This is a genomic window from Delftia sp. PE138, from assembly GCF_018320755.1.
GTDB classification, from domain to species: Bacteria; Pseudomonadota; Gammaproteobacteria; order Burkholderiales; family Burkholderiaceae_C; genus Comamonas; species Comamonas tsuruhatensis.
This window is the reverse complement of the sequence record NZ_JABEPN010000009.1, coordinates 70618-92339: the sequence shown is the minus strand read 5'-3', so window position 1 is coordinate 92339 and position 21722 is coordinate 70618. Positions and strand designations below refer to the sequence as shown.

The following is a 21722-nucleotide window of genomic DNA, read 5'->3' as shown; positions in this document are numbered from 1 at the left end:
GCCGGGCACGGTCGATCCACCCACGCAGGCGTGCGCGAGGCTTTGCTGTTCTGGTTGGAGGCCGGCAGCGAGCATGGATGGGAAATTGGGAATAATGGGCGCCATTGTAGGCGTTTGCCGTGAACCGACGGCAGCCCCCTGTCCAGAGCCCGACCACCATGCACACCCACACCATCTTCGTCATCTCCGATGGCACTGGCATTACAGCCGAGACCTTTGGCACGGCCATCATGGCCCAGTTCGACACCAAGTCGCGCCTGGTCCGCATCCCCTTCGTGGACACCATGGACAAGGTCCACCAGGCCGTGCGGCAGATCAACCATGTGGCCGAGTCGGAAAGCCACAAGCCCATCGTCTTCACCACCCTGGTCAACCAGGACATGCTCGACCTGATCGAGAGCCAATGCAAGGGCAAGGTATTCGACATGTTCGGCACCTTCGTGCGGCCGCTGGAGCTGGAGCTGGGCCAGAAGTCGCTGCACCGCGTGGGCCGCTTCGCCGACATCAGCGAAAGCAAGGAATACCTGGAGCGCATGGAGGCCATCAACTACACGCTGGCCCATGACGACGGCCAGACCCACCAGGACCTGACGGGCGCCGACGTGATCCTGGTCGGCGTCTCGCGCAGCGGCAAGACGCCCACCAGCCTGTACCTGGCCATGCAGTTCGGTCTCAAGGTGGCCAACTACCCGCTGATTCCCGAGGATTTCGAGCGCAAGCAGCTGCCGCCCGCCCTGGTGCCCTACCGCAAGAAGCTGTTCGGCCTGACCATCGACCCCCAGCGCCTGTCCAGCATCCGCAACGAGCGCCGGCCCGACTCCAAGTACGCCAGCCTTGCCAACTGCCGCTACGAGGTGGCCGAGGCCGAGTCCATGATGCGCCGCAGCGGCATCCAGTGGCTGTCCAGCACCACCAAGTCCATCGAGGAAATCGCCACCACGATCCTGCAGGAAGTCCTGCCCCAGCACCTGGGGCACTGAACCCTGTCTCAGGCCGAGGCGTTCCAGCGCAGCATGGGCTGCTGCGGCAGCGTCTCGACCAGGTAGTCCACCAGGGCACGCACCTTGGTCGGCACGTACTGGCGGTCGCGAAAGCAGGCGAAGAAATCCAGCGTGGTGTCATCGAAGTGCAGCTGCCCCTTGCGCGCCGGGCCCAGGGCCAGCGGTTGCAGCAGCCCTTCGCGCATGTACCGGTGGGCGATGAAGCTGCCGATCCAGACGATGCCGCCACCGGCCACGGCCATTTCGGTGAGTGCATCGACATCGCTGGCGATGGCGGTCACGCGCAGCTGCGGGTCCACGCGCTTGCCGTCGCGTGAAAACGGCCAGCGCATGAAGCGGCCATCGGCCTCGCGCCGGTACAGCAGGCAGGCATGGTCGAGCAGGTCCTGCGCGGTCTGCGGCCTGCCGTGGGCCTGCAGGTAGGCCGGCGAGGCGCACAGCACGCGCGGCACGGCCGCCAGCTGGCGCACGGCCATGCCGGGCTCCAGCACATCGCGGTAGCGCACGCTGATGTCCACGTCTTCCTTGAGCACATCCACCTGCCGGTCCACCACCAGCAACTCCAGCTCCAGCCGGGGATGCCGCGCGGCAAAGGCCGGCAGCAGCGGCGCCAGCACATGGCGGCCAAAGGCGGCCATGCAGGCGATGCGCAGCCGGCCCTGCAGTTCGCCATGCAGCTGCGACAGGTCGGACTGCGCTTTTTCCAGCTCCTGCAGCACAGGGCCCACACGTGCCAGATAGCGCTCGCCGGCTTCGGTCAACGCCATGGAGCGCGTGGTGCGCGTGATCAGGCGCGTGCCCAGTTCGCGCTCCAGCCGGGCGATGTTCTGGCTGGCCGCCGCCGGAGAAATACCCAGCTGGCGCGCGGCCGAGGCGATGGAGCCGCCTTCCAGGGCTTTGACGAAGGTCTCGATGGAGCGCAGATTAGGCACAAAAACCTATGGATGAAAAATCAATTCATCAATATAGCTTACGAGTGCACCAAGCTGCAGCCCTCTACACGGCGGCCCGGGCCTTGCCTACAGTTGCGCACTTGCCGCGCCGAATCGACAAGCGGCCTGACCGGATACGCCTTCATGCCCGATACCTCTGCCTCCATCGCTCCCGCAACCCCTGCGGCGCCGCGCAGCCGCAAGCTGCACCGCCGCTTCGCGCCCATCGTCTTTGCCTTCTACATGTCGGCCATCATGGCGTTTCTGATGTGCTGCGCCATCGTCGGCGCCAACAGCGGCCTGGGCGCCGACTACCTGCGGCGCGTGATGCAGACCTATGTGCTGGCCATGCCCGTGGCCTTTGTCTGCGTGATGGTGGTGCGTCCGCTGGTGGGCAGGCTGGTGGCCGCCACCGTGCATCTCTGAGGCGGCCCGGCCGGCTCTTTCCAGGGCCTGGGCCGCTCAGGCCAGTGTCTGCACTGCCAAGCGCGGCAAGCCCGCCACCAGCTCGCGCCATCCCGGCAGTTCGGCCAGGCCCGGTTTGCGCTCGCCAAAGAACATGGCCATCAGATCGCCCTGCGCGTCGAAGGCCTCGACCGAGGTGACCACGCCATCGGCCGTGGGCTTTTGCACGGCCCAGACGCTGGCGATCATGTCGCAGCGCAGATGCAGGTTGAAGCCGGGGTCCAGCACATTGATCCATTGCGCGCCGCCGGGCGTGCCCATGGGCTGGATGTTGTGCACGGGGCCGGTATGGATCTGGATGCAGCCGCCGCTGTCCACGAAGACCATGATGGGCAGCCCGTCCACCGCCGCATCACCCAGCAACTGGGCCACGGACTCGGGTGCCAGCCGCGCGCAATGGCCGGGGACCAGACGGAAGGCTTGCTGGCGCTCCACGCCGAACCGGCGCAGCAGGTCGAAGAATTCATGCGTGTCCTGAAGGGCATCCCAGGCGGCGCTCAGGCCGTGCACGTCGATGACCTTGTCGGACTGCGGCAGCGCTCTGGGCCGGGCATGGCGAAACAGGTAGCCCGCGCTGGGCTCGGCAAAGCGCCGTACCAGCGCATCCCACGCTGCCATGTCGGTGGACTCGCGCGCATGGACCTTGTGCACGGCGCGGCCGTGGGCATTGAAGAACTGCAGGCTGTGCGTGGCCGGCCTTCCAGCCTGGGCGGGCTGCTCGGTCACGGCATAGCCGGCATGCCATTGGGCAAAGAACAGGCGCAGGTCGATCTCGCGGCCCAGCGCCAATCCCACGCCACCGCTGGCCGAGAGCTTCTGGTACACGCCCGTCTTCTCATGCACCGTGGATTCATTGCGCGTGAGCGCCATCACGGTGCCGCAGTCCTGCAGCGCGCGCAGCACCTGCAGCCACTGCGCGCGCAGCGGCACGACCTGCAGGCCGCCGTCATGCAGGCCCGCGTGGGCGCCGATGGCGGCGCCTTCGGGCAGGCCCATGGATTCGGCGGCCTCCTTGGCACGCAGGCCGCTCTGGCGTGCCTGGGCAAAGCGCTGGCGCACGTCGGGCGCATTGACGGGAATCAGCAGGTCATCGCAGGCTGCGGCGGCGGTGGTGATCATTGCAGGGTCTCCAAAGGGGCATGCCAGAGCGCGTGGGCAACGGAGGGATGGCGGGTCTCGGCCGCCGCCTCGGCCCGGGGTGCGCGCTGCGCGGCGCTGGCCTCGGAGACCGCCTGCCAGCGCCGCTGCAGGCGTTGCAGCAAGGCCCGCATGTCCGGCGAAAAGCTGCTGTCGCCGGACAGGCCCTGCAGTTGATCGGCCACCTTGCCGGCAATGGCGGGCCGGTGGGCCTCGCAGCAACCGTGGCCGAAGCCGGTCATCAGCGCCAGCGTGGCGGCCAGCTGGGCCTCGCCTTCGGCCAGCAGGTATTCCTCGTCACGGGCAAGGCTTTCACTCTCGGTACGGTGCATGGGGCTCTCCTTGCGTTGCAAAACATCGTTGGGACACGGGTCGCGGCGCCCGGCCTTCAGGCGCCGGGCTTCAGAAATCCTTGATCAGCGAGACGCGCGCATGGCGCCCCGGCTGGCTGTAGGCGTCGGCAATCGCCGTGGTGGCCAGCAGGCCGCGCACGTCGGACCAGCGCCAGTACTTCCTGTCGGTCAGGTTGTAGATGCCGGCGTTCAGGCGCAGGTCGGGACGGATGCGCCATTGCGCGCTCAGGTCCAGCACCGTGGCCGAGGGGCTGAGCCAGGCCGTGCTGCCGTTGGACACGTCGCCGGCCTTCTTGCCGCTCCAGTGCGAGACGTTGAACTGCACGCCCACGACAGAGCGCTCGTAGCGCACGCCCAGCACCAGTTGCTGGGGCGAGATGGTGTCCAGCGGCTTGTCGGACTGCGTGTCCTTGCCGTCGGTGTAGCCGTAGGCCAGGCGCGTCTGCCAGTCGCCGCCGGCCCAGCGGCCCCAGTCGTAGTCGGCCTTGAGTTCGAAGCCGCTGATGCGGGCGCGGCCCACGTTGATGGACTGGTAGATGGCGGGGTTGGCCGCGTTGCCGGGCTGGCCCGCAACCAGTTGCTGGTCGACGATGAAGTCCTTGTAGCGTCCCCTGAACACGGCGGCGTCCAGACGCAGCCTGTCCATGCGCCCGCGCAGGCCCAGCTCGAAGGTCTGGCTCTTTTCGGGCCGCAGGTCGGGATTCGGAATGTTGCGGTAGAACGCCACCGGGTTCTCGAAGAAGGCGTTGATCTGCCCGGCGTTGGGCGCCCGGAAACCTGCCGCATAGTTGCCATAGACGGACCAGACCGGGCTGGCCTGCAGCATCACGCCCAGCTTGGGCGAGAGCGCGGAGTCCGAGTTGCTGACCACGGTGGGCACAAAGCCGTTCTGCCGGGGCTTGATGCTGTAGTGCTCGGCGCGCAGGCCCGGGGTCACGCTCCAGGGGCCGTTGTGCAGTTCGGCCTGGGCGAACAGGGCGGTGGCGCTTTCGGTGGTGTCGGGGAAGCGCTTGAGCGGGAAGCTCTCGCCCACGGGCGGCGTGATGCCGTTTTGCACGTTGACCACCTTGTTGCGGAGGTAGTCCAGCCCGTACGTGAACTTGCCGCTGGCCGAGGAACTCCAGCGCAGCAGGCGGCTGGCCTGGGCGTGCAGCTGGATCGCGTCCTCGTCATAGGTCACGTCGCGCTCGCGGTACGGCAGGCCGATGCGCGTCTCGGTGACGAATTCGCGCGCGTCGGACTTCTGGTAGCTGGCCATCAGCTGCAGTTCGTCGGCCAGCGCCGTGCCCAGCTGCTGCCACTGGCCCTGCCAGCTGGCCCGCCAGCGCTTCATGTCGGTGCGCGAGTCGGAATTGGCCACGGTGGCCGAGCGCGCGGACAGCAGGGCGTAGTCGGCGCGCTTGTCCACGTTCTCGAAGGTGAAGACATGCTTTTGCACGGCGCTGGGCGTGAAGACCAGGCGGCCCATCAGCGATTCGCTGCGGTCTTTCTCGGGATTGGGCGTGGTGCGCGCCGCCCCCGTCACGTTGTTCGTGCCCATGTTCTCCAGCGCACGGGAGCGGCCCAGGCCCGCCGACAGCAGCCATGCCCATTCGGGGCTGGCTCGGCCCGCCACGGTGGCGCCCAGCTTGCGGCCGTTGTCCGAGCCGTCATAGCCGGCAGCCACGCGGCCGGCGATGCGCTTGTCCTTGCCCAGCAGATCATCCGGCTGCACGGTCACGAAGTTGACCAGGCCGCCCATGCCGTCCGATCCATACAGCGCGGGCGTGGAGCCGCGCAGGATTTCCACGCGCTGCACCAGGCCCAGGTCCAGGTAGTCGCGGCCGAAGCTGTTGGCGCTGAAGCTGTAGCTGCGCGGCAGGCGCACGCCATCGACCAGCATGAGCACGCGGTTGCCATCCAGGCCACGGATGTTGAAGCCGCTGTTCTGGTCACGCCCGGCCGACGAGGCCGCCAGCGAGAAGCGGGCCGGGGCGCGCGGCACATCGACATTGGGCAGCAGGTTGACCATCTCGCGGATGTCGCTGGCCTGCTCGCGCTCCATGCGGCCGGCGTCGATCACGTCGATGCTCATGGGCAGGGTGTCAGGGTCCTGCACCTCGCGCGAGGCGCTGATCACCATCTCCTTGAGGGCCGGGGCACGGGTCCGTGCCCCGGGTGCGGCCTGCGCCAGCAATTGCGTGTCGGCATCTCCGGCGTTTGCGGCATTTGCCGCGTCTGCGGCGGCCTGCCCCGGCCCCTGGGCCAGGGCAGCGGAGGCGCACAGCAGCGCGCAGGCGGCGGCCAGGGGATGGCGCGCCCGCCGGGCGCATGATTGCATTGCGAAGTCGTAAGCCATTGCGAAGCCCTCTCTCTCTGATCAACATGGATGTGCGAGAGCTGGCTTCTGGTTGCAGCGGCTGGCGGTTGGCCCGCCAGCCGTTGGCGCGTCATGTGCTGGCTGGATGAAGAAAAATTATATGCGAATAGTTCTCATTCATTGATTTGATCTGGCGCATAGGCCCTGGAGCAATCCCTGCTGGCACACCGGGCTGCTGGACAGCCATCTGTGTGCCACCTGCGCCGGCAAGGCACGCGCCTGACAGCGCCGGAATGAAAAAAGGCCCGGATGCCGAGGCATCCGGGCCCTTTCTCACGCCTGTTCAGCTCAGTGGCGGATCAGGTGGTCGAAGGCCGACAGCGCAGCCGTGGAGCCGGCACCGGCAGCGATGATGATCTGCTTGTACGGCACGTTGGTGCAGTCGCCTGCGGCGAACACGCCGGGCACGCTGGTGTGGCCCTTGGCATCGATCACGATCTCGCCGAAGCGGGTCAGCTCCACCGTGCCCTTGAGCCAGTCGGTGTTGGGCAGCAGGCCGATCTGCACGAAGATGCCTTCCAGCGCCACGGTCTTGACCTCTTCCGTCGTGCGGTCCTTGTAGGTCAGGCCGGTGACCTTCTTGCCGTCGCCGTTGACCTCGGTGGTCTGGGCGTTGAGGACGACGGTCACATTGGGCAGGCTCTTGAGCTTCTTTTGCAGCACGGCATCGGCCTTGAGCTCGCTGGCGAACTCCAGCAGCGTCACGCTGCGCACGATGCCGGCCAGGTCGATGGCCGCTTCCACGCCCGAGTTGCCGCCGCCGATGACGGCCACATTCTTGCCCTTGAACAGCGGTCCGTCGCAGTGCGGGCAGTAGGTCACGCCCTTGGTGCGGTACTTGTCCTCGCCCGGCACGTTCATGTTGCGCCAGCGCGCGCCGGTCGAGAGGATGACGGTCTTGGCCTTGAGGCTGGCGCCCGAGGCGGTCTGCACCTCGATCAGCCCGCCTTCCGTGGCAGCCGGAATCAGTTTGGAGGCCGTCTGCAGGTTCATGATGTCCACCTCGTAGTCGCGCACATGGCGCTCCATGGCGGCGGCCAGCTGAGGGCCTTCGGTCTTGGAGACCGAGATGAAGTTCTCGATGTCCACGGTGTCCAGCACCTGGCCGCCGAAGCGCTCGGCGGCAATGCCGGTGCGGATGCCCTTGCGTGCCGCATAGATGGCAGCGGCCGCGCCGGCGGGGCCGCCACCGACGATCAGCACGTCGAAGGCGTCCTTGGCGGAAATCCTGGCCGCTTCACGCGAAGCGGCGCCGGTGTCGACCTTGGCGACGATCTCGGCCAGCTCCATGCGGCCCTGGCCGAAGCGCTCGCCATTGACGAAGACCGTGGGCACGCCCATGACTTCGCGCTGCTCGACTTCCTTCTGGAACAGCCCGCCGTCGATGGCGGTGTGGCTGATCTTGGGATTGAGCACGGACATCAGGTTCAGCGCCTGCACCACGTCCGGGCAGTTGTGGCAGGACAGCGAGTAGTAGGTCTCGAAGTGCAGCGGCACGTCGATGTTGCGCACCTGCTCCAGCAACTCGGCCGATTCCTTGGACGGATGGCCGCCGACCTGCAGCAGGGCCAGCACCAGCGAGGTGAATTCATGGCCCAGGGGGACGCCTGCGAAACGCACGCCGCTGTCCACGCCGGGATTGGTGATCAGGAAGGAGGGCTTGCGCACCTGGGCATCGTTGTGCTCGACAACGGTGATCTTGTCGCTCAGCTCGCGGATTTCCAGCAGCAGTTCCTTCAGCTCGCGCGCACCCTGGCTGTCATCCAGCGAAGCCACCAGCTCCACCGGACGCTGCAGGCGCTCCAGGTAGGCCTGCAATTGGGCTTTCAGGTTGTTGTCAAGCATGTCGGACTCCTAGGGAAATACGAATTTTCGGAAAAAAAAGCCCGGGCGCCAGGCACCCGGGCGTCTTCAACAGTTCAACTGTGAACAGGAAGCGGTGTACCGCTTAGATCTTGCCGACCAGGTCGAGCGAGGGAGCCAGGGTCTTGTCGCCTTCTTCCCACTTGGCGGGGCAGACTTCACCGGGGTGGTTGCGGACGTACTGGGCAGCCTTGACCTTGCGCAGCAGATCGACGGCGTTACGGCCAATGCCTTCGGCGGTGATTTCCACGGCCTGGATCACGCCATCGGGGTCGACGATGAAGGTGCCGCGGTCAGCCAGGCCCTGGCCGGGACGCAGGACTTCGAAGTTGTTGCTGATTTCCCAGGTGGGATCGCCCAGCATCGTGTACTTGATCTTGCGGATGGTGTCCGACGCGTCGTGCCATGCCTTGTGCACGAAGTGGGTGTCGGTGGACACGGAGAACACTTCCACGCCCAGCTTTTGCAGTTCGTCGTAGTGGTCGGCCACGTCGCCCAGCTCGGTGGGGCACACGAAGGTGAAGTCAGCGGGGTAGAAGAAGAACACGGCCCACTTGCCCAGGACGTCCTTTTCGGTCACTTCGATGAACTTGCCATTCTTGAAGGCCTGCGTCTTGAAGGGCTTGATTTGGGTGTTGATCACGGACATTGCTGTTTCCTTTGTGGTTGGTGAGTGAACACAGGACGAAGTCTAGGCCCAGGCCATCGATTGATCCAATGAATTGATTGAATTCATCCGATTGCCAAAAACTATGTGAACATCCTTGTCTCCAGGCCTGCGGGCTTGACCAGCCCGCCACCGGCCTGAAGAGGCTATTTTGGGCCGAAATATGACAAGGCAATGCAGCAACCCCGCAGCCGCGTCAGCATGCCGGCCCGCAAACGAGAACGCGCCTCATAAGCAGCCAATGCGTGATAACAGGGGTTTGCTTGATCTGACGCAGAAACCCTAGACAATCCACCCCTATAGCGGCCGGCGATCGGCGCGGTCCCCCACGTACAACAAAGGAGTTCCCCATGCAAGGCGACGCACAAGTCATCACCTGGCTGCAAGCCCAGCTCAAGAACGAGCTGACGGCCATCAACCAGTACTTCCTGCACTACCGCATGTACAAGCACTGGGGCTTCGACAAGCTGGCCAAGAAGGAATACAAGGAGTCCATCGGCGAGATGAAGCACGCCGACTGGCTCATGGACCGCATCTTCGTGCTCGACGGCCTGCCCAACCTGCAGGATCTGGGCAAGCTGCAAGTCGGTGAGGACGTGCCCGAAGCCCTGGCTTGCGACCTGAGCAGCGAGAAAACCGCGCAGCAGACCATCAAGGACGGCATCGCCCACTGCGAAAGCGTGCGCGACTACGTCTCGCGCGACCTGCTGCAAAAGATCCTGGACGATACCGAGGAGCACATCGACTACCTCGAAACCCAGCTGGACCTGATCGACAAGGTCGGCATCCAGAACTATCTGCAGTCGCAGATGGACGAAGAGTCCTGAGCACCGGACTCAGGGGCGGCGGCACAGGCTGCGCCCCGCACGCGAAACGACGGGCCTGTGTGCCCGTTTTTTCATCTCCTGGCCCAGCTATCGGTCACTCGTCGGCGTATCGCAGCGGAAACAGAAGCAGAAAGGTCGTGCCGGTCTGCGCGGCCGACTGCACCTCGATCGTGGCGTCCAGCAATTCCGCCAGCCGCTTGACGATGGACAGGCCTATCCCCTCGCCTGCGCCGCTGCGGTAGCGGGCCGCCGCGACGCCGGGCCGTGGCTCGCCCCCGGCGCGGACCTCTGCGGAGGCCGCCGACGTCAGATGGCCCGAAGGGTCCAGGTCCGTGGCGTGCTTGAGGGCGGCAACCAGGGGCGCCGCCGGCTCCATGCCGGGGCCCGTATCCCCGATGGAGAGCATCCAGCGGCGCTGGTCCTCCCCATCACCAAGGGCCCACTTCACCGTGACGCCGCCCTCCTGGGTGTACTTGAGCGCGTTGAGCACCAGGTTCTGCGCGATGCGGCGCAGTTTCAAGGCATCCCCCTCCACCGGCATCGTCCCCGGCCCCTGCAGGTGCAGGTACAGGCCGCGCTCGTTGGCCAGGGCCTGCAGTCCCTCGCACAGATGGGTGATCACCTGGGCTGCGTCAAAGGAGGTCAGCTGGCGATGCTCGCGCCCGGCGTGCAGCTTGGCCAGCTCCGTCACGTCATCCAGCAGATGTCGCAGCGACTGGACGTTGCGGTCCAGCATGCGCAGGAGTTTCTCGCGCGACTGCGCCGGCGCATGCTGCATGCCCAGGCCATGCGTCACATTGGCCACCACGCCGACGTTGCTGCGCAGGTCATGCGCAACCTGCTCCCACAGTTGCGAGCGCTGCAGGTCCAGCGCGCTCAGGTCATGCAGCGCCGCTTCCAGGTCCCGGACATGGCCCTCGGCCTCCTGCTGCTGCAGGCGGAAATACTGGGTGCTGCTGTCCTGAACGTCGCGGGTATAGGTGGCGGCCCAGGCCTTGCGCGCAACGGGCATGGCGACGTGCGCATCAGGGCGCCCCTGGGCATAGTCCTCCAGCTGCGCCACCATGACTTCGTTGAGCAGCCCCAGCTCGCGCACGACTTCATGCAGGTCATAGCCCTGCTGCCAGCGGTGCAGGCCGTGGGCGGCGGCCTGCTCGCCATCGCCCGGCGGCTCGGCGGTGTCTGCCGGTGCACCGCCCAGTGTCCGCAGTTGCTGCTCGAACGCGGCCAGCACGGCCGGGATGTGATCGTTCAGCTGGGTTCGGGGAAGCGCCTCACCAGCGGTCAGCGCCGGGTCCCGCCTGACGGCCTTGCGCCATGTCTGCAAGAGTCCTTCGCGCTGCGCCTCTAGGGCGTCTGCCAGTATGCAGAGTTCATTTCCTTGGCTTGTCATGGATCGGCATCCGGGCGGTCTGTAGATAGGGAAAAAATGCGCTGTGCCGATGATGGTAAGGCCAAAAACCCGGCCGATCAGGCACGGGCTGGCGTGCCTACAGGCCGGTGGGAAAGTGCACGCCCGCGCGCTGGGCCGCCTGCACGATGTGGGTGGCCATGGCCTGCTGGGCCAGTTCGGGATGGCCGCGGGACAGGGCATCGATGATGGCCGCATGCTCCTCGGTGGTCGCATGCCGTGCGCCCCGCTTGTAGAACGGCAGGCGCTGGCTTTCCTGCATGACCTCGCCGCTGCCGCGCAGCACGTCGGCGATGGCATGGTTGCCCGAGATGGTGGCGATCTGCAGGTGGAACTCGAAATCCAGTCGCGTGGCCTGCACGAAATCGGCCCGCTCTATGCTCTGCTGCATGGCCTGCAGATTGGCCTGCAGGGCCTGCACATCCTCAGGCTGCACCACCAGGGCCGCCAGGCGCGCCACAAAGCCCTCCAGCGCGTAGCGCAGCTGATAGACATCGGTGAGCGCATGCGAGTCGGCAAAGCGCCAGGCGTCTGCGGCCGCAGCCTCGGGCGCCTCGGTCACGTACATGCCCTTGCCAGGCCGGGCCACGACCAGGCCCAGCCCCTGCAGCGTGGACAGCGCCTCGCGCAGCGAGGTGCGGCTGATGCCCAACTGCTCCGACAGGTCGCGCTGCGAAGGCAGGAGCGAGCCCACCGGATACACGCCGCCCTCGATCCACTCGCGGATCACGCGGGCGGCATTGCCGGCAACGGCGGTGCTGGCAGGGTTGCCGGCGGGTGTGCTGATGGCGGTGCTGGGTTCCATGCGTTGGCGGATCTCTGGCCCGGGGGCGGTGCGCCGATCTTAGCGACTGCGCGCCTCGCCCGCCGGTTCACGCGCCCTGTCCGGCGCTACTTGTTGACCAGTTTGGCGGGCACGGTATAGGTCAGGAAGGCCCCGAACAGCAGCACGCCGGCCAGCACGAACATGGCCGCATTGGTGCTCTGCGTCGCATCCTTGATGAGGCCGATCATGTAGGGGCTGATGAAGCCGGCCAGGTTGGCGAAGGAGTTGATCAGCGCAATGCCGGCCGCAGCGCCTGCGCTGGACAGGATGGCCGTGGGCAGGCTCCAGAACAGTGGCGAGGTTGCCAGGCTGCCGCCCGCGGCCAGCGCCAGGGCGGCCAGCGACAGGTAGACGTTGCCGCTGAAGATGGCCGACAGCATCAGGCCCGCCGCGCCCACGCAGAACGGAACGATCAGGTGCCAGCGGCGCTCGCGCATGCGGTCCGAGCTGCGGCTGACAAGGTTCATGGACACCACGGCCACCGAAAACGGCACGGCCGTCAGCAGGCCGATCTGGAAGGCACCCTCCACGCCCGACTGGCGGATCAGGCTGGGCAGCCAGAACGTGAGCCCGTACTGGCCCATGACGGTGCAAAAGCAGATCATGGCCATCTTGATGATGCGCGGGTCGGAAAACAGTGCGCGCAGCGTGACGTGGCTGTCGCTCTTGCTGGCGTTCTCGCGGGCGATGTTGCGCTCCAGCAGGGTCTTTTCCGCCTCGGTCAGCCAGCGCGCTGCGCGGATGCTGTTGTCCAGGTACCAGAGCACGGCCAGGCCCAGGATCAGCGAGGGAATGGCCTCGATCAGGAACAGCCATTGCCAGCCGCGCAGCCCCGCCACGCCCTGCATCAGGTCCATGATGCCGCCCGACAGCGGTCCGCCCAGGATGCCCGAGACCGGGATCGCGCACATGAACAGCGCCACCATGCGGGCGCGCCGGTACGAGGGAAACCAGTAGGTCATGTACAGGATCATGCCGGGGTAGAAACCGGCCTCGGCCGCGCCCAGCAGGAAGCGCAGCACGTAGAACTGCGTGGGCGTGGTCACGAACATCATGGCCGCCGAGATCAGGCTCCACATGATCATGATCCGCGAGATGGTGGCCTTGGCTCCTATGCGGTGCATCAGCATGTTGCTGGGCACCTCGAAGAAGAAATAGCCGATGAAGAACAGCCCCGCGCCCAGGCCGTACATGGCCTCGCTGAACTGCAGGTCGGCCAGCATGTGCAGCTTGGCAAAGCCCACGTTCACCCGGTCCAGATAGGCCGCCACGTAGCAGGCCATGATGAAGGGAAGCAGGCGCCAGGCCACCTTGCGGTAGACGGCTGCCTCGGCCGGCGTTTCGCTGGACAGCGCCGGGGCCGCGCCGGCGGCCTCGGCGGATGCGGGAAGTGATGACATCAGGAAGTCCTTGGTTGAAGGGTTGCGATCAACTGGTATGACCGGTCTGAAAATACGGAGCGAATGTTGCCCTTCCCGCCGGCCAAAGCACACTCGCATTTACCCGAACCACCGCAAATGACGCGCAGGACATAGGCTGGCGTCACTCAGATTTGACAAAATCCCCAGGCAACAGCAAACTGGTAATACCAGTATGAAAACAAGAGGCAATACTTCGTGAGTACCTTGTCAGAGACCCGCCCCGCCCGCCTTCGCCTGCGCGTCCAACCGCTGACCGCCGAAGCCTTTGCCGAGTTTGGCGAGGTCATCGACAGTGCAGGCCACACGCCGCTGCTGATCAATGACGGCATGACCGAGCGCTACCATGCCCTGGCCCGCGTGGACACGGGCGGCAGCGAGGGCCACGCGCTGATCAACCTGTTCCACGCCCGCCCCTATGCGCTGCCCCTGCAGCTGACGAGCATGGAGCGCCATCCCCTGGGCAGCCAGGCCTTCATGCCGCTGGACGCCCAGCCCTTCATCGTGGTGGTTGCGCCCCTGGGCGAGCAGGTGGCGCCCGGCGACCTGCGCGCCTTCATCACCAACGGACGCCAGGGCGTGAACTACCGCCGCGGCGTCTGGCACCACTCGCTGATTGCCCTGAACGCGCCCGCGCGCTTCATCGTGGTGGACCGGGGAGGCCCTGGCGACAACTGCGACGTGGTGCCCATCGGCGATGCCGAAGGCGTTGTGCTGGAGCTGGACAGCGCGCAGGACTGAATGGCCCTGCCCCAATGAACAAAGCCGCCCGAGGGCGGCTTTGTTCATTGGGCGACGGCGGCTCAGGCAGGCACCAGGAAGTCGCGGCTGATGCCCTGACCCAGGTCGTGCACGCGATCCAGGAACTGCGTGAGATAGGCGTGCAGGCCCGTGGCCAGGATTTCGTCGATGCGCGCATAGCGCAGGTCAGCCAGCAGGCGGCCCGCCTTGCGCTGGGTCTCGCGCGACTGGTCGTTGGCCACGCTTTCCAGGTTGGCCACCACTTCCAGCATGCTGGCCAGCAGCGAGCGCGGCATGTCGCTGCGCAGCATCAGCAGCTCGGCCACGCGCTCGGGCGTGATCACGTCGCGGTAGACCTTGCGGTAGACCTCGAAGGCCGAGACGCTGCGCAGCAGCGCGCTCCAGTGGTAGAAGTCGAAGGGCGTGGCCCCTTTGCCCGACGCTCCGTTGCGCGCGCTGCCATGGTAGTCGCGCTCGATGGCGTGGAATTTCACGTCCAGCAGGCGCGCCGTGTTGTCGGCGCGCTCGATGAAGGTGCCCAGGCGCAGGAAGTGGAAGGCCTCGTCCTGCAGCATGGTGCCCAGTGTCACGCCGCGCGACAGGTGCGAGCGGTGCTTGACCCATTCGAAGAACTGGCCCGGATCGCGCTCCCAGTCCCCCTCGGCCAGCAGGCGCTTGAGTTCCAGCCAGGTCTGGTTCTGGGTCTCCCAGGCCTCGGTGGTCAGCGCCCCGCGCACGGCACGCGCATTCTCCCGCGCAGCGCGCAGGCAGGAGGCGATGGACGATGAGTTGCTCTCGTCGCGCACCATGAAGTGCAGCACGGCCTCTCGCTGCACCTCGCCGTGGCGGGAGGCATAGGCGGGGATCAGCTCGCTGATGGACAGCACGCCCTGCCAGGCCTTGCGCGCCGCCTGAGGCGCCTGGGGCAGCATGGAAGTGTCATAGGAGACGTTGAGCATGCGGGCAGTGTTCTCCGCACGCTCCGTGTAGCGGGACATCCAGTACAGATGATCGGCAGTACGGCTGAGCATTCAATGTCCTCCCTCGTTTGACTCACCGGCCCCGAGCACCCAGGTGTCCTTGGTGCCGCCGCCCTGTGATGAATTGACCACCAGCGAGCCTTCCTTGAGCGCCACGCGCGTGAGGCCGCCGGCCACCATGCGTACCTGATTGCCGCTGAGCACGAAGGGACGCAGGTCGATATGCCTTGGAGCGATGCCCTGCTCCACCAGGGTGGGGCAGGTGGACAGCGCCAGCGTGGGCTGCGCGATGTAGCCGCCGGGATTGGCGATGAGCGCGCGGCGGAAATCCTCTATCTCGCCGCGCGAGGCGGCAGGCCCGATCAGCATGCCGTAGCCACCGGCGCCATGGACTTCCTTGACCACCAGCTCATCCAGGTGGTCGAGCACGTAGCGCAGGTCGTCGGGCTTGCGGCACAGCCAGGTCGGCACGTTCTGCAGAATGGGTTCCTCGCCCAGGTAGAAGCGGATCATCTCCGGCACATAGGGATAGACCGATTTGTCGTCGGCCACCCCCGTGCCCGCCGCATTGCAGATGCTGACGTTGCCCGCGCGGTAGGCGCGCATGAGGCCGGGGCAGCCCAGCGTGGAGGTGGGACGGAAGACTTCGGGGTCCAGAAAATCATCGTCCACGCGCCGGTAGATCACGTCCACGCGCTGCAGGCCGCGCGTGGTGCGCATGTAGACCACGTCCTTGTCCACCACCAGGTCCTGGCCCTCGACCAGCTCCACGCCCATCTGCTGGGCCAGGAAGGCGTGCTCGAAGTAGGCGCTGTTGTACATGCCGGGCGTGAGCACCACCACCGTGGGCTCGGGCGTGCCGGCCGGAGCGCTGGCGCGCAGCGTCTCCAGCAGCATGTCGGGATAGTGGGCCACGGGCTCCACGGGATGACGGGAGAACAGGTCGGGGAACAGCCGCATCATCATGCGGCGGTTCTCCAGCATGTAAGACACGCCCGAAGGCACGCGCAGGTTGTCCTCCAGCACGTAGTACACGCCCTCGCCCTGGGCATTGGCGGCACGCACGATGTCGATGCCGGCGATGTGGGCGTAGATGCCGCCCTGCACGGCAAGGCCCCGCATCTCGGGGCGGTACTGGCTGTTGTTCAGCACCAGCTCGCGCGGCAGCAGGCCCGCGCGCAGGATTTCCTGGTCGTGGTAGACGTCGTGCAGAAAGCGGTTGAGCGCCGTCACGCGCTGCACCAGGCCTGCCTGCATGCGCTCCCATTCATGGGACGGGATGACGCGCGGAATCAGGTCGAAGGGAATGAGGCGCTCGGTGCCGGCGCCACTTTCATCCTTGTCGCCGTAGACGGCGAACGTGATGCCTACGCGCCGGAAGATGATCTCGGCCTCGGCGCTGCGCGCTCGCAGCGTCTGTTCGGACTGGCGCGCAAGCCATTGCGCATAGTCCTTGTAGTGCAGGCGCACATCGCTGCCGTCGAACGGCGTCATCGTGTACATCTCGTCAAATGGATGCATTCGTCACCTCCTGTCGCTGCATGTGTACGAGGTAAAGCAAGCTGCGGGCCAGCCCTCGTATCGCACCAGTGTAGCGATAGGTAACCTCAATCCGGACAAGCGGTATCCAGCATATGCCGGCTGCGCGGCCATCGGCACCCGTCCTATCCGCCCTGCCTCTGCGTGATGTGCCTGACGTGCGTGACATGCATGTCCCAGTAACGGCGCGCCCGCTCCCGCTCGCAGACCAGCTGTGCGGGATCGGCAGAGCGCCAATGCGCTGCGCCGCAGCGGGCCGACTGCACCACGCTGGAGCCGTTGGCCTCATAGCGCCGCACCACCTCGGGGACCGGGTGTCCATAACGGCTGCGGTATCCCGCCTGAACCATGGCCCAGCGCGGTGCCAGGGCCTGCACCAGAGCAGTGCTCGATGAGGTGCGGCTGCCGTGGTGCGGCACCAGCAGCCACTGCACGGGCGTGAGGGCGCCGGCCTGCGCCAGCGCCCTTTCCTGTGCAGCCTCGATATCGCCGGCCAGCAAGGCCTGCACCCCGGATGCCGAACGCAGCAGCAGCACGCAGCTGCCCGCATTGGCGTGGGCCAGGGCCTGCGCGGCCGGCAGCGGTTCGCCCGCGGGTGGATGCAGCACCTGCATCTGCACGCCATCCCACTCCCACTGCTGGCCGGCCTCACATCGGCGCACGGCGCCCAGGCCGGCCAGAGCGGGGTCCAGGATCACGGAGTCCGATCCCCAGACCTCGGCCTGCGGCTGCGCGGCATGCACGGCCAAGGCACCGCCCGTATGGTCGCCGTCGCGGTGGCTGAGCCACAGCGCATCCAGGCGCAGCCCCAGGGCCTGCAGCAGCGGCACCAGCACCCGTTCGCCGGCATTGCTATCCATGCCGTACTGCGGACCCGTGTCATACAGCAGGGCGTGCCGGGCCGTGCGCAGCAGCACGGCATTGCCCTGGCCTATGTCCACGGCCATCAAATCGAACTCGCCATGTGCCGGTGCGGCCGGCGGCCACCACAGGGCCGGCAGGCACATGGCCAGGCCCCAGCAACGCCATCCGGCCGGCACCGGAGCCACCAGCGCCAGGCCTGCACCCAGCGCAGCCAGCCCCGCCCACAGCGGCGGCTGCGGCAGCTGCAACACGGCCCAGCCCCACCGGTCCAGCCACTGCAGCAGTTCCAGCAGCGGCGCCAGCGCCAGCGCCGCGCCCGTCCAGAACGGGGGCCACAAGGCCCCCAGCAAGGCCAGTGGCGTGACCACGAAAATCACCCAGGGAATCGCGGCCAGATTGGCCAGCAGCCCCGACAGCGACAGCTGGCCAAACAGCATCAGCCCCAGCGGCGCCAGCGCCAGAGTGATGCGCCACTGCTCACCCCACAACGCCAGGGCACGGGCGGGCAGCGACGGCCGCACCGCGCCCTGCATGCGTGCATCGGTCGCCAGCAGCACGCCCACGGCGACAAAACTCAGCCAGAAGCCCGCCTGCCACAGGGCCCAGGGATCGAGCACGACAACCACGGCCAGCGCCAGGCACCACACTGCGGGCCAGGGCCAGCGCAGCCCTGTGACGCGCAACGCGGCCACCGTTGCCAGCATGCACACCGTGCGCTGCGCCGGCAGACCCCAGCCGCTGAACAGGGCATAGCCGCCCGCCAGCAGCACGCCAGCCAGCAGGGCCGCCTGCGGCGCCGGGCACCACAGGCAGGCCCGGGCACTGCAACGCCACAGTCGCCCCACGACCAGCGCAGCCAGCCATGCGAACAGGGTGATATGCAGTCCGGAAATACTCATCAAATGGGCCACGCCGGTATGGCGGAACAGCGTCCAATCGTCACGCGCAATGGCCTGCTGATCGCCCATGGCCAGGGCGGCCACCACGCCCAGCATGCGCGGCGACTGCGCGGGGTCCATGCCTACGCGCTGCATGGCTTGCGCGAGTGCGGCTGCCCGGTTCACGATGGCCTCGCGCATCTGCTGGCGCCAGCGCTGCAGGGCGTAGGCGCCGGTGTCGGCCAGCAGGCTCGCCGCTGGCTGTTCGCGCACATAGCCCGTGGCCTGCACGCCCTGCTCCCACTGCCACAGCTCATAGTCGAAACCGTGGGGATTGCGCGCGCCATGCGGGCGCTTGAGCCGTACGGTCAGGGCCCAGCGCTGGCCCGGGCGCAGGACGGGCAGCGACGCTGCGGCGCCCTTGGACGCCCGGCCCCGGGCTGCGTACCAGGACAGCTCGATCAACCCGGGAAACGGCGCCAGGGCCTCTTCGCTGCCCGCGATCTGCGCCTGCTCCACGGCCATGCGCCAGCGCACGCCCTGGGCCATGTTCTGGGGCAGCGATGCCACGACGCCGACGATGCGCAGGTCACGCCCTTCCAGCTGCGGCGACAGCGCGTGGCCCGCAAAGTCCTGGGCACGCCAGCCTGTCAGGCCGGCCGCCAGCGAGGCTGCGCAAGCGGCGACCCACAGGCCGCTGACCGCGCCGCGGCGGCCGCCGGCCCGGGCCCGCCGGACCTGTCCTGACAGACACAGCAAGGCCAGGCCCATCATCAGCAGATACATCCACAGCGGCCACAGCTGCGGCTGCGTGACCTGCCAGGCGGCACCGACCACGCAGCCGAGCAGCCACGGCGTCCACGAAGACGATGAAGGAGTGGGTGCAGGGGCCACAGCGCGCATCCAGGCATGCTAGAAGCAGGTGCCTCGAAGCCACCGTGCTCCGACTCAGATTCGGACAAGAATCAGACTGGCGCATGCCCAGCCCCTGACATGCCAAGGTGCACGGGGGCTGTGTCACACTGTCCGCCACCCCGGCACTGGCGCCGGATTTTTCTTGTCTCGAAGGAATCAACGATGAGCGTTTACGAACAACTGAAGGCCCTGAACATCGAACTGCCGTCGCCTGCCATCCCGGCGGCAGCCTACGTGCCCTATGTGCAGACGGGCAATCTGGTGTTCCTGAGCGGACATATCGCACGCAAGGACGGCAAGGTCTGGGCAGGCCAGCTGGGCCGTGATCTGCAGACTGCCGACGGCCAGCAGGCCGCGCGCGCCATCGCCATCGACCTGATGGGCACGCTCCAGCACGCCGCCGGCGGCGACCTGGGCCGCGTGCGCCGCATCGTCAAGCTGATGTGCCTGGTCAACTCCACGGGCGACTACACCGAGCAGCATTTGGTGGCCAACGGCTGCAGCGAGCTGCTGGGCCAGGTCTTCGGCGATGCCGGCACTCATGCGCGCAGCGCCTTCGGCGTGGCCCAGATCCCGCTGGGCTCCTGCGTGGAAATCGAGCTGATCGCCGAACTGGCCTGATCGGCATGCCGCCGCACGGCGCCGCCGTGCTCGCAGGCGGCTAGAAACTCTCCCATTGGCCATCCTCGGCTGCCGGTGCGGCGGGCCGGGGCGCCGAGGCCAGCTTGGGCGCCGCCTCCCTTGCTGCGGCAGGCCGCGCGGCAACCGGCCCGACAGCCGCAGGCGCCACGGCTGCTGCCGGCCGCCTTGGCGCTGCGGCCGCGCTGTGCGCAGTGCGCACCGCCGGCGCAGCCTGCCTTGCGAGCGTCGTCGGCGAGGGCGCCAGGTGCGCCACCTTGAACACCGCCACCGTCCGCGACAGCTGCTCGGCCTGCTCACGCAGGCTTTGCGCTGCGGCCGCACTTTGCTCGACCAGGGCCGCGTTCTGCTGCGTCATCTGGTCCAGCTGTCCCACGGCCTGATTGACCTGGGCCACGCCCGCGCTTTGCTCCGAAGAGGCCGCCGTGATCTCGCCGATGGTGTCGGCCACGCGCTGCACGGACTGCACGATGCCCTCCATGGTGGTGCCGGCATCGCCCACCAGGCGGGCGCCGTCCTCCACCCGTTCCACCGAAGCGCCGATGAGCTGGCGTATCTCCTTGGCAGCCGCCGCGCTGCGCTGGGCCAGCGTGCGCACCTCGCTGGCCACCACGGCAAAGCCCCGGCCCTGCTCGCCGGCGCGGGCCGCCTCCACGGCGGCGTTCAGCGCCAGGATATTGGTCTGGAAGGCAATGGAGTCGATGACGCCGACGATGTCGGCAATCTGCCGGCTGCTGTCGTTGATGCCTTTCATGGTCTCGACCACCCGGGCCACGACCTCGCCGCCGCGCTGGGCCACCTGTGACGCGCCCGCCGCCAGGCTGCTGGCCTGCTGCGCACTGCTGGCGCTTTGCTGCAGCGTGCTGGTGAACTGCTCCATGGCGGCTGCGGTCTCCTGCAGGTTGCTGGAGGTCTGCTCGGTGCGCACGGACAGGTCGTGGTTGCCGGTGGCAATCTCGGCACTGGCGATGGCAATGCTGTCCGTGCTCTGGCGCACCTGCTGCACCATGCCCGACAGCGATTCGCTCATGGCCTGCAGCGAGCGCAGCAGGTCGCCGAATTCGTCAGCGCGCTGTGTCTGTCCCTGCGCCGCTGCGCTCAGGTCGCCTGCGGCAATGCGTTCGGCCAGTTCCCTGGCCTGGGCCAGGGGACGGCGGATGCTGGCAATCAGGAAATGGGCGCCGATGACGATGCACAGCAGCAGCACGCCCACGGCCGCAGCGGCAAAACCCACGGTGAGCCTGCGCGAGGCTGCCGTCTCTTCCTGGCTGCTGCGCACCACCTGCTCCTGCATCTGCACGAAGTCGCGCAGCGTCTGCAGATAGGCATCCACGGCAGGGTTGTAGGACTGCTTGACCAGGGCCAACGCCTGCTCCTGCCGGCCATCGGCCTTGAGCTGGCGTGCCTGGGCACGCAGTTCGATCATGGTCTTGCGGGCTGCCGCAATCCTGGCCATCTGCGCCTTGTCTGCGTCGGACAGGGGCATGGCTTCCAGTGATTTCTGCACCTCGGTGATCCGCGCCGAGGTGGCGCTGATCACGTCCTTGAACTCGGCCTCGACGGCAGCATCACTGCTGACCACCAGGGCCTGGGTGCGGGCCGCATTGGTTTCGGTCAGCCCCATCCAGCGCACGGCGGCCTGGACCCGCGCCTGCATCTCCTGGGTGACGGTCTCGGACCGGGCCTGGACCTGGGCCGAGCGATAACCCGACAAGCCGACCACGCCCACCAGCGCCACCACGATGGCGGCCACGGCAAGCCACAGCTTGTGTGCCATGCGAAGTCGCAGCATATCCAGTCTCCCTCATGTTGGAAGACTCCATGTTGAGGCCTGCAGCAGGGCCCGGAGGCCGGAAAAACCCAGAGAAAACCCCTGATCCGCCCCTTTCGCGGAAGGCATTGCAGGG

The 21722-nt window shown here is 67.1% G+C and carries 18 protein-coding genes; 5 read left to right on the top strand and 13 right to left on the bottom strand.

What is annotated here, in order from left to right:
- Positions 1 to 158 precede the first annotated feature (158 nt).
- Positions 159 to 980, top strand: a complete 822-nt coding sequence (gene ppsR / locus HFGMBDPB_RS25055; RefSeq protein ID WP_016447602.1) for a posphoenolpyruvate synthetase regulatory kinase/phosphorylase PpsR — start codon at positions 159 to 161, stop codon at positions 978 to 980.
- An 8-nt stretch (positions 981 to 988) separates the two neighbouring features.
- On the opposite strand, the gene HFGMBDPB_RS25050 is transcribed toward ppsR, so the two are convergent.
- On the bottom strand, positions 989 to 1933 hold the full coding sequence (locus HFGMBDPB_RS25050; RefSeq protein WP_043791855.1) for a LysR family transcriptional regulator: 945 nt from the start codon (positions 1931 to 1933) through the stop codon (positions 989 to 991).
- 144 nt (positions 1934 to 2077) lie between these two features.
- On the opposite strand from HFGMBDPB_RS25050, the gene HFGMBDPB_RS25045 reads away from it, so the two are divergent.
- Positions 2078 to 2359, top strand: a complete 282-nt coding sequence (locus HFGMBDPB_RS25045; RefSeq protein ID WP_016447604.1) for a DUF2798 domain-containing protein — start codon at positions 2078 to 2080, stop codon at positions 2357 to 2359.
- Positions 2360 to 2395: 36 nt separating this feature from the next.
- On the opposite strand, the gene HFGMBDPB_RS25040 is transcribed toward HFGMBDPB_RS25045, so the two are convergent.
- The 5 genes from HFGMBDPB_RS25040 to ahpC all read right to left on the bottom strand — a co-directional run bounded on the left by HFGMBDPB_RS25040 (position 2396) and on the right by ahpC (position 8759).
- Complete coding sequence (locus tag HFGMBDPB_RS25040; protein ID WP_017404638.1) at positions 2396 to 3517, bottom strand: hemin-degrading factor; 1122 nt, start codon at positions 3515 to 3517, stop codon at positions 2396 to 2398.
- A complete protein-coding gene (locus HFGMBDPB_RS25035) occupies positions 3514 to 3867 on the bottom strand; it encodes a hypothetical protein (RefSeq protein WP_016447606.1) in 354 nt (117 codons plus the stop codon). Before HFGMBDPB_RS25035 ends, HFGMBDPB_RS25040 begins: the two co-directional genes overlap by 4 nt.
- A 70-nt stretch (positions 3868 to 3937) precedes the next feature.
- A complete protein-coding gene (locus HFGMBDPB_RS25030; protein ID WP_203400543.1) occupies positions 3938 to 6226 on the bottom strand; it encodes a TonB-dependent hemoglobin/transferrin/lactoferrin family receptor in 2289 nt (762 codons plus the stop codon).
- Between the two features lie 309 nt (positions 6227 to 6535).
- The gene (gene ahpF / locus HFGMBDPB_RS25025; protein ID WP_212646509.1) at positions 6536 to 8092 is read right to left on the bottom strand and encodes an alkyl hydroperoxide reductase subunit F; all 1557 of its coding nucleotides are present in this window, start codon (positions 8090 to 8092) and stop codon (positions 6536 to 6538) included.
- A 103-nt stretch (positions 8093 to 8195) separates the two neighbouring features.
- Positions 8196 to 8759 carry an alkyl hydroperoxide reductase subunit C gene (gene ahpC / locus HFGMBDPB_RS25020; RefSeq protein ID WP_016447610.1) on the bottom strand — a complete coding sequence of 188 codons (564 nt, stop codon included), beginning with the start codon at positions 8757 to 8759 and terminating at the stop codon, positions 8196 to 8198.
- 368 nt (positions 8760 to 9127) lie between these two features.
- Here ahpC and bfr point away from each other — a divergent pair, with 368 nt between their 5' ends.
- Positions 9128 to 9604 (top strand): bacterioferritin, encoded by a 477-nt coding sequence (bfr, locus tag HFGMBDPB_RS25015; protein WP_016447611.1) that lies wholly within the window; start codon positions 9128 to 9130, stop codon positions 9602 to 9604.
- A 94-nt stretch (positions 9605 to 9698) separates the two neighbouring features.
- Here the strand turns inward: bfr and HFGMBDPB_RS25010 are convergent, their stop codons facing one another.
- The 3 genes from HFGMBDPB_RS25010 to HFGMBDPB_RS25000 form a co-directional block, all read right to left on the bottom strand.
- On the bottom strand, positions 9699 to 10997 hold the full coding sequence (locus tag HFGMBDPB_RS25010) for a sensor histidine kinase (RefSeq protein WP_070080937.1): 1299 nt from the start codon (positions 10995 to 10997) through the stop codon (positions 9699 to 9701).
- A 97-nt stretch (positions 10998 to 11094) separates the two neighbouring features.
- A complete protein-coding gene (locus tag HFGMBDPB_RS25005) occupies positions 11095 to 11820 on the bottom strand; it encodes a FadR/GntR family transcriptional regulator (protein ID WP_016447613.1) in 726 nt (241 codons plus the stop codon).
- A gap of 86 nt (positions 11821 to 11906) precedes the next feature.
- Positions 11907 to 13241 (bottom strand): MFS transporter, encoded by a 1335-nt coding sequence (locus HFGMBDPB_RS25000; protein WP_016447614.1) that lies wholly within the window; start codon positions 13239 to 13241, stop codon positions 11907 to 11909.
- A 216-nt stretch (positions 13242 to 13457) separates the two neighbouring features.
- Between HFGMBDPB_RS25000 and HFGMBDPB_RS24995 the strand changes: the two genes are divergently transcribed.
- Complete coding sequence (locus tag HFGMBDPB_RS24995) at positions 13458 to 14000, top strand: ureidoglycolate lyase (protein WP_016451261.1); 543 nt, start codon at positions 13458 to 13460, stop codon at positions 13998 to 14000.
- Positions 14001 to 14062: 62 nt separating this feature from the next.
- Here HFGMBDPB_RS24995 and HFGMBDPB_RS24990 read toward each other — a convergent pair whose 3' ends face one another.
- From HFGMBDPB_RS24990 to HFGMBDPB_RS24980, 3 genes are all read right to left on the bottom strand, one after another.
- Positions 14063 to 15031 carry an alpha-E domain-containing protein gene (locus HFGMBDPB_RS24990; protein WP_016447616.1) on the bottom strand — a complete coding sequence of 323 codons (969 nt, stop codon included), beginning with the start codon at positions 15029 to 15031 and terminating at the stop codon, positions 14063 to 14065.
- Positions 15032 to 16501 carry a circularly permuted type 2 ATP-grasp protein gene (locus HFGMBDPB_RS24985; RefSeq protein WP_016447617.1) on the bottom strand — a complete coding sequence of 490 codons (1470 nt, stop codon included), beginning with the start codon at positions 16499 to 16501 and terminating at the stop codon, positions 15032 to 15034.
- A 143-nt stretch (positions 16502 to 16644) separates the two neighbouring features.
- Positions 16645 to 19164 (bottom strand): DNA internalization-related competence protein ComEC/Rec2, encoded by a 2520-nt coding sequence (locus HFGMBDPB_RS24980; RefSeq protein ID WP_212646508.1) that lies wholly within the window; start codon positions 19162 to 19164, stop codon positions 16645 to 16647.
- A 174-nt stretch (positions 19165 to 19338) separates the two neighbouring features.
- Between HFGMBDPB_RS24980 and HFGMBDPB_RS24975 the strand changes: the two genes are divergently transcribed.
- Positions 19339 to 19797: a RidA family protein gene (locus HFGMBDPB_RS24975; protein WP_012206880.1), complete on the top strand. Its 459-nt coding sequence runs from the start codon at positions 19339 to 19341 to the stop codon at positions 19795 to 19797.
- Between the two features lie 40 nt (positions 19798 to 19837).
- Here the strand turns inward: HFGMBDPB_RS24975 and HFGMBDPB_RS24970 are convergent, their stop codons facing one another.
- Positions 19838 to 21607, bottom strand: coding sequence for a methyl-accepting chemotaxis protein (locus HFGMBDPB_RS24970; protein ID WP_212646507.1), 1770 nt, complete (start codon positions 21605 to 21607; stop codon positions 19838 to 19840).
- Positions 21608 to 21722: the final 115 nt, after the last annotated feature.